Annotated in this window: 5 protein-coding genes; 2 read left to right on the forward strand and 3 right to left on the reverse strand. The window is 69.6% G+C overall.

The genetic code is table 11. From position 1 onward, the window contains the following. Nucleotides 1-63: 63 nt before the first annotated feature. Entirely contained in the window at nucleotides 64-540 is a 477-nt protein-coding gene (locus GV792_RS09175) for a MarR family winged helix-turn-helix transcriptional regulator (protein ID WP_163823589.1), read from the forward strand. 38 nt (nucleotides 541-578) lie between these two features. Here GV792_RS09175 and GV792_RS09180 read toward each other — a convergent pair whose 3' ends face one another. Genes GV792_RS09180 through GV792_RS09190 form a run of 3 tightly spaced genes read right to left on the reverse strand, consistent with a single transcriptional unit; the run spans nucleotide 579 to nucleotide 6653 of the window. Further along, nucleotides 579-2093 carry a dynamin family protein gene (locus GV792_RS09180; RefSeq protein WP_178124420.1) on the reverse strand — a complete coding sequence of 505 codons (1515 nt, stop codon included), beginning with the start codon at nucleotides 2091-2093 and terminating at the stop codon, nucleotides 579-581. Then, complete coding sequence (locus tag GV792_RS09185) at nucleotides 2090-3928, reverse strand: dynamin family protein (protein WP_163823590.1); 1839 nt, start codon at nucleotides 3926-3928, stop codon at nucleotides 2090-2092. Before GV792_RS09185 ends, GV792_RS09180 begins: the two co-directional genes overlap by 4 nt. Nucleotides 3929-3962: 34 nt before the next feature. Continuing rightward, nucleotides 3963-6653, reverse strand: a complete 2691-nt coding sequence (locus GV792_RS09190) for an IniB N-terminal domain-containing protein (protein ID WP_163823591.1) — start codon at nucleotides 6651-6653, stop codon at nucleotides 3963-3965. A 295-nt stretch (nucleotides 6654-6948) separates the two neighbouring features. On the opposite strand from GV792_RS09190, the gene GV792_RS09195 reads away from it, so the two are divergent. Further along, the coding region (locus tag GV792_RS09195; RefSeq protein ID WP_163823592.1) for an Hsp70 family protein at nucleotides 6949-8589 on the forward strand (1641 nt) is incomplete at its 3' end.

Below are 8589 nucleotides of genomic sequence, written 5' to 3' on the forward strand. Positions count from 1 at the left end.
GTGAAGGTAAATTGTGAGTCGGTAGGTTGTCAATCCAGAACAGCGCGCGAACGGAGGCACACCATGGCGGACCGGACAACCGGCACCGCGGCGCAACGACAACGGCTCACCGAAGGGCTCATGGCCTACGGTGCGGGCTTCACCGAGCTGGGCAGACGCTTCGCCGTCGCGCTCGGTGTGCACTCCACCGACGCGTTCGCCCTACTGGAGATCGCCGCCGCGGACCAGACCGGCGCACCGCTCTCACCGGCGTTGTTGAGCAAGCGGATTCCGCTGTCGTCCGGGGCGATGACGGCCCTGCTCAATCGGCTCGAACGCGCCGGATACGTGCACCGCTCACGCGAACTCGACGATCGCCGGGTGGTGACGTTGCGTGCCAGCGACGAGGCCAAACGCCTGGCCGACGAATTCTTCGGCCCGGTCAACGCACGCCAGGACGCCGTGCTCGACTCCTATCCGCCGGAGCTGCTGCGCTCGTTCGAGGAATTACTCGGCGCGTTGCGAGCCAGCATGGACGAGCAGCTCGAACAATCGGATTGACAGGCTGACGCGGAGCGGCGGGAATGCACGTGGAGGTATCAGCCCAGCGGCGTGAGCTGGGCGAGCACCCCCTCGGCGCTGCGGGCGGCGGTCAGGCAGGCGGTGGTGGTGAACTGGTCGGCGAGCGGATGGTTGGCGCGGGAGCGCCACTTTTGCGCGGCGGCGATCGCTTCGGCGCGCTGAGTCGCGGGCGCGGTGTCCGCGGGCAGGCCGAGGCGTAGATACGCAGCGACCCCGGAACCTCCGATGAGCCGGATGAGTTCGGCCAGATCGGCTGCGGGCAGGCCGGGTTCGTCGGTGCGCAGCCTGCCGAGCAGACGCAATTCGGCGGAACCGTGATTATCGGCGAGCAGGGTCCGGATATGCGGCAACAGCAGATCGGCGGCGGTACCCGGGTGCGCGGCGAGCACCCGGTCGAGGGCACTGAGGGCCGAATGGGCCTTGAGCTGGTCCGCACGCTGGCCGAACTGCACGTCGAGCACCGAGCGCAGCTCGTTCACGCCGCTGCGCTCGGTGAGTTCCGTGGCGAGCGCAGACGAATCGCGAGCACCGAGCCGTACCAGGGTGATCGCCAGCCGTATCCCGAACAAGCCGAACCGGTCGGCGAGCTGGGCTCGCATCTCGGGGACGACCGGCAGTGGCAGGTCCGGTCGGGCGAACCGGTCGGCGGACAGCAGCGCGGCCGACAACTCCTCGACCGGCACACCGGCCAGCGCCTGGAAGGCGGCGAACTCCTGCTGCCGCAACGTCGCAGCCGCGAACGCCAGCAGCCCCGCCACCGGGATCACCGCCTGACAGAGCCCGGTCCGCTCCAGCTCACCCGCGAACCGGGCCGCCACCTCGCGCGCCGAATGCAGGGCGTCGATGCGGCCTGCGCCGATCTCGTCGGCCCGGGACACCACACCGATCACCCCGAGGGGGCCGCTGCCGTTGCCCGCCGTTCCCACCCGCTCGAGGAAACGAGTATCGGCGTCATCGAGTCTGCGCAACAGGTAGACGACGGCATCGGCGCCTGGCACATTCGCATCGTCGGGCGTCAGCAGCCGTGCCGTCCGCGCCGACACCTCCCGCGAGAGCGAGGAGGTGCCAGGGGTGTCGATGATCGTGGTGGCGGCCAGGGTGGTGGCGGGCCACTCCACCTCCAGATGATCCACCGCGCGCGGGCCGGGAGTTCCCCAGTCGAGGCCGTCGAGATCGAAGGTCAGACCGTGCGCGCCACCCCCACGCCGCACCACCACGTTGGCCGCGCGACCATCGGCGGCGCGCGCGGTGACGGTAGGTGTAGACCCGTTCCGGTACCAGGTGACGACCCTGGTGCACTCGGTGGCGTCGGTGGGCGCGATCTGCTGGCCCACCAGCGAGTTCAGCAGCGTGGACTTGCCCGCTTTCAGCGAGCCGGCCAGCGCGACCCGCAGCGGTTGGTCGAGCCTGCGCGCACACTCATCGAGCAGTGCCCGCGCGCGCGGCTCGCCTGCCAGCTCCCGGCGCGCGGCCGCAACCAGTGCTCGCGCTTCGCTCACGACACCCGGCGTCGTCTCCACCCGCGCTCTCACGCGGTCACCGTACCCGCCGTGGTCACCGCCGGTGGACGCATCGCGTCGGCGTGATTGCGTAGTTCGGCCACCACCCGCAGCTGACGTTCCAGCACCGCGCAACGTTCGGCACGCCGGGTCGACTCCATGGTCGCGGCCTCCTGCGCCGCGCTCAGTGAATCGTCGATGGAACGCAGGCTGCGCTGCGCGACGCCGGTGTAGTGGTCGCGTAAGGCGCGGTGGATCCGGTGCAGGCGGTCCTTGGATTCCTTTCCGGCCTGGAACGCGACATCATCGACGTAGCGGCGGACCGCGATCTTCGCTTCATTGCGGCGTTTGGCCAGCCTGGCTTGCTGATCGTCACGGAACGCTTTGCCACCCACAAGCACTCCGGCGCCGAGAGAAATCGGATTGAGCAGCGCAAGACCTGCGAAAGTACTGGCCAGCCCGACCATGAGCACCCCACCGTAGGAGCCGCGCATACCGACAAGCAGCTTGCTGCCGACTCCGATATCGGGTTCCAGATCGGCGAGAGTGACCGCCGCTGAACGAGACTGATCGTCGTGCTCGCCCGGCCGCACGTCGGGCAGGTCGACCGCGCCGAGTTCGGTGAAATGCTCGGCCACCAGCTCGCTCAACCGTTCCGCGCGGGCCCCGGTCCACAGCAGATTGTCACCGAGCGCCGAATCGACGGTGCCGGTGAGCCATTCCTCGATGCGGGCCCAATGCCGGCCGGGGTCGTGGTCGTCGATCCACTCCTCGGCCTCGCGGGCGACAGTCCGCAGGCGGTCACGCAGATCGTGATCGACATCGCCGGCGAGATCGGTGATCCCATCGGCCAGCGTCTGCTGCCATGCCGCGGTGCGCCGGTGCAGATCCTCGGCGGCAGTCTTCGCCGCCCGCAACTCCGCGACCGCGGCCGCACCCAGCTTCGGATCGCGCAAGGCGACGAGCTCACTGCCCAGCGCGAGCGCGAGATGTTCGGCGGCCGAATGGATATCGCGCGACACCGCAATCCTGGTGCTTCGCTGATCGCGTGCCACGACCTGTTCGCGCAGGAACTGATAGAGCACACCGAAGCCCGATTCGGCACCCAGCTGCGCGTCCTGCAACCGCAGGGCATGGGAGCGCAGAACCGAGGAGACGGCGATGATCGGCACCTCCAGCCGCGCGCGGTCGAGATGGGCGCGGTCGGCGGCGGCGACCTGACGCCAATGCGGGTAGAGGTCGGTCTTGGTGAGTACGAGGGCCACCGCCGGGCAGAGCTGTCGGACCTGGCGGAGGAACGTCAGCTCGGGCTCGGTGAGTTCGGTGGACGCGTCGGAGAGCACGAGCACGGCATCCGATGCGGGCGCCATGCCGAGAATGGTTGCGGTGCTGTTGTTTCCCTGACCGATACCCGGGGTGTCGACCAGGACGATGCCATCGGCCAGCAGCTGGTTCGGGGCCGTGATCTCCAGGCGGGTGGCGCGGCGGTCCGCCACCACCGGGGCACGGGTGGCCGCGGTGACGTCGTCGACGTGCACTCGTTCCTCGCGCGAGAGGTCAGGACCCGCGAATATCAGGTGAGCGTCGGTTGTCGCGCCGTGCGCGAGCACGGTCGGCACCGTGGTGGTGGCATCGTCGCCTACCGGGCAGAGGTCACTGTTCAACAAGGCGTTGACGAATCGGCTCTTGCCCTGATCGCGCTGGCCGGCGATCACGATGCGGCGGCGCGGATCGCGGACCCGGTCGGCCGCCGTCTCCAGGCGGCCGACCAGATCGCCGCGATCCGCGGCACGAGCGGCGGCAATGGTCTCGCCGAGCACCGAAAGCAGCGACGCCGCAGGCGGTGTGGTGGTGGCGGGTGCAACCATCGGGTGGTTCTCCTTCTCGGCGGGACCGCAGTCGTCAGAGCAGGGCGTCGTCGGCGTCGACGGTGGCCGTTGAGGTCCCGTCGATGCCGGACTCCGAGAACAATCCCGTCCCACCGGCTCCGCTGATTCCGCCGTCGAGCCCGGATCCGAAGGCGCTCGAAACATCCACGGTCGACCAGGTATTCGCGGTGGAGTCGATGGTGGAAGTCGCCGACGTTCCGACGTCTGCGTTGCCGCTCACGGTGGTGTCGACCATCGCTGTGCCTGCGCCCGATGCGCCCGCGCCGAGGTATCCGGCGCCGTCGGCAACTGCCGTCCCCGTCGTAGCCGCCCCGACCATTCCGCCCAGATCCGCTCCGGCTCCGAGCGCGGCATCGACGCCACCGCCAAGATCACCGCCCACACCCGATCCAGAGCCCGCCGCCCCACCGAGCCCGGTCTCGAGCCCCGTGCCTACCTCGCCGCTCGCCCCCACAGCGGAATCCACACTGCCCGACAACCCGGACTCCATATCCATCCCCAGCTGTCCACCGACCACATCCGCTCCCTCAGCCACCCCACCGCCGAGCTCAGCACCCGCACCCGCGACCACATCGGCCGCACCACTCACGCCAGCACCGAGACCGCCGACGACACCTGCGGACGCGCCGGGTTCGAGCCCAGTACTCGCATCGACGACGCCATCCACCGCCGCGGCGAGCCCGGTGCCTGTGTCAAAGTCCGCGGATGACGACAACCCGGCCGTGAGTCCGGCTCCCGCCTCGGCCCCGCCATCCACCACAGCACCGATACTCGACGCCAACCCGGCGCCCAGCCCGCCGCCTGCGGTCACATCACCGCCGAGCACCGCACCGGCGCCGGAGGCGAACTCGCTCTCGAATTCCCCCACAGCCCCGTCCACAGCCCCGTCCACACCGGCGGACAGCTCGCCGTCACCACCGAACAGCCCGCCGAGCCCCAGTTCGAGGCCGGTACCGACCTGTCCACCGCCATCCACAACACCTTCCAACCCGGTGGTCACCCCGCCGCCGATGTCGGCACCCGCCCCGACGACTGTGCCCAGCCCGACAGCCATCGTCGCGCCCAAGTCACCACCGGCCTGCGCGCCGCCCTCGACGACGCTGGCCAGCGCACCGTCGAGCTCCGATCCGATACCGGCCCCGACACCCACAGCTCCCTCGATGCCGGTGGACAGACCGGCGCCCGCATCGAGCCCGGCTCCGACTGCACCGTCCAGTCCCGCCCCGACGGCACCACCGAGATCGGCGCCCGCTTCGGCAACACCACTCAGGTCCGCACCGGCTCCGACCGCTCCCTGGATCCCTGTGGACAAACCCGCGCCGACATCGCCCGCAGAATCCAACGCTCCGCCGAGGCCTGTGGATAGATCCATCCCTGCGGTTCCCCCCAGATCACCCGACACTCCTGTGGACAAGTCGCCGGCCGCGTCAACGGCACCGGACAAACCTGTGGACAACCCCGCGCCAACAGCACCCGTCAGGCCTGTGGACAGATCTGCCCCCAGGTCTCCACCTGCTCCGAGCGCCCCCTCCAGGCCTGTGGACAACTCAGTTCCCAGGTTCGCCCCCAACCCCGCCCCGGCTTCCACAGCACCGCCCAGATCTGCACCGCCACCCACGCCCACACCCAGCTCCGCACCGCTGCCAATGACGCCCTCGACAGCACCGCCGACGCCCGCACCGAGGTCAGCGCCCAACCCCAGACCCGTATCGACCGCCCCACCCAAGCCGACTCCGACGCCCGCACCGAGATCTCCCCCGAGCTCGAGTCCGGTATCGATCGCACCGCCGACGCCCGCCGACAGGCCGCCGCCGAGCTCCAACCCGGTACCGATCGCGCCGTCGGCATCGGCACCCAGACCGATGCCTGCCGCCAGATCACCACCCAACTCCAGCCCCGTATCGATCGCGCCACCCAGACCGGCACCTACGCCCGCACCGAGATCTCCCCCGAGATCGAGCCCTCCACCGATCGCACCACCGACCGCACCACCGAGACCGGCTGCCAGGTCGCCGCCGAGATCGAGCCCGGTGTCGATCGCACCGCCGATCCCGGCAGCCAGGTCTCCACCGAGGTCTCCGCCCAGTTCCAGACCCGTGCCGATCGCACCGTCGACGACCGTGCCAAGGTCGATGCCCGCTGCCAGATCCCCGCCAAGCTCCAGACCGGAACCGATGGCGCCGCCGATCCCGGCAGCCAGATCACCACCCAGTTCCAGCCCGGTATCGACCGCACCGCCGACGACCGCACCCAAGTCGATCCCGGTATTCGCGCCGCCGCCGAGACCGATATCGATCCCCGTGCCGGCACCGCCGCCAAGGTCAAGGTCGATGCCGCTGTTCAGGCCGCCGCCCAGATCCAGGTCGATGTCGGTGTCTGCGGATCCACCGAGGTCGAGGCCGAGGTCGCCGCCGAGGTCAAGTCCCGCGTCCACCGCTGCGCCCGCGCCGACCGCACCCACTGCACCAACGGCAGCTCCCGCGGCGGCCTTGGCTCCGGCGGCGATGATGGCCGACAGTTGAGAGCCGCCGCTGACCAGGGCGGATTCGGCAACCATCGGGGCCACTGCGGTGATGTCTTCCGGCGTCACATCCGGTAGCCCGGCCGAGGCGAGGGCCTGGCATGGGTTGAGGCAGTAGCCCGCCGCGGCCTCCGGGTCGCGCAGCAAGTCGAGGATGAACTCGAGAATCGCGTTGGGTGTCATCGAGAATCGTCTCCTGGGCTCGGCGGACGGAGATCCGCGGTCGTTGGAATGCATTTCACGCTAGGGACGTGAGTCGTTACTTCGGAACGGGGCAAAACCCCACATTCACGCCAGGACACCCGTTAGGGGCATTCGACCCATTAGGGGAAATTCCCCGAATCACCCCCAACCGGTAACAGCGGCCAGCCAGCAACCGACATGCGGGGTGAGTCGGCGCGGCGCTCCGATTCGTTTCCCAACCAAACAATCTCGGCATCGGCAGCGGTACTCAGTTCTCGAATGGGGATCTTCGCAAATGACACAGCGTCTGGCGCTCGGCATCACCGTCGGATCGGCGAATTCGGTTGCCGTCATGGCGACTCGGGACGGCGAGCCGGGCATCGATAGCGAGAGGGTCCTGACCCATCCGACCGTGCTACGGCTGGACGCCGACGGTTCCACGATCTTCGGGACCGAGGCCGCGACAGGCGGCAGGCATGCCCCCGGTGTACGGATCGACGGATTCTTGGCCCGCGTCGGCGATCCGGTGGCCATGCTCGCCGCCGACGGCACATCTCATTCGGCATCGTCGCTGGTCGCAACCGCTATCGCCCGGCTCGTCGAGGAGGCCTCGGACGGCGACGCCACCATCGTGGCCTGCCATCCCGCGCACTGGTCGCCGCACACCGTGGCAATGCTGCGCAGCGCACTCGACGACCTGAACCTGCCCGATCTCACCCTGATTCCGGAACCCGTTGCGGCCGTGCGCTGGTCGCGTGCCGCGGGCGGCTCCACTTCCGACGATGACGCGGTGCTCGTCTACGATCTCGGCGCCACCGGTCTCACCGTCTCAGTGGTACGTACCGGCGAGCGAATCGAGCTCCTCGGCACTCCATTGCATACCGCCGAAATCTCCGGTTCCGAATTCGATCTGCTGACCATGCGTTATGTGCTGGCAAACGCCCCGGACGGAATAGACGCCGACCCATTCGACCCTATTGTCGAGCGCGAATTGGCCGCACTGCGCGAACGCTGCAGAATTGCGAAAGAAGAGCTTTCCACTCATACCGCGACCGTAGTGGCCACCCGGTCCAACCCGGCCGCTGCGGATTCGACCACCGTGCGGCTGGTGCGCGACGACGTCGAAGACCTACTCCGCGGCCCATTGCGGACCTCGCTCGCTGTGATCCGTGACGCCGTGCATCGGGCGGGCATCGATATCGGCGACGTCAGCCGGGTCCTGCTCACCGGCGGTGGCGGCGCGATCCCGCTGCTCACCGAGCTGATCTCCACCGAATTCGGCCTGCCCGTCGTCTCGGCCACCGAGCCGGCGCTGACGAGCGCACTCGGCGCGTCGGCGCTAGCGGCAGAACTGCCGGACGCGGTCGACACCACGCCGATCGCCTCGCTCGTCATCGCCGGACAGCCCGATGCGGAGCACGTGGTCACCAGCCACGCGGCCGGCCCGCTTGCACTACCGACCGCCACCCACCGCCCCGGCGCGGCCCGCAACCGCAGGCGACGGGTCGCCATCGTCGCCGCGGCGGCGGCCGCGATCGGCCTGTTGGCCACCGGCACCGTCGCGGTCAGCACCGGCGCAGGAATCGGGACCCAGCATCCCGCCGCTCCGGAACACACGACGTCGACCACGGACGGCGCCGCAACGGTCGGGGGACCGATCACCACGGGTGGAGCCACCGCGGGGACCGTCGCCGATCCCAACGGCCCGGCGCCGAAAGATGGTGCAAGGCAATCCGATCCCACCAAGCCCGGCGCCATCACCGTGGTGAATTCGCAGCCGGGCGACAAACGATCGGGAGATCCCGCCACACCGGCTCCGGCCACGCAGGGCGCATCGCCCGCACCGGCACCCGACGCCGGCCAGGCACCGCCGCCGGGACCGCAACCACCGGCCCCGCAATCCCCGCCGCCCGCCAGTTCCGCCCATGCCGAGAGC

Origin of the sequence: Nocardia cyriacigeorgica (genome assembly GCF_010868145.1) — a bacterium.
Taxonomy (GTDB): domain Bacteria; phylum Actinomycetota; class Actinomycetes; order Mycobacteriales; family Mycobacteriaceae; genus Nocardia; species Nocardia cyriacigeorgica_D.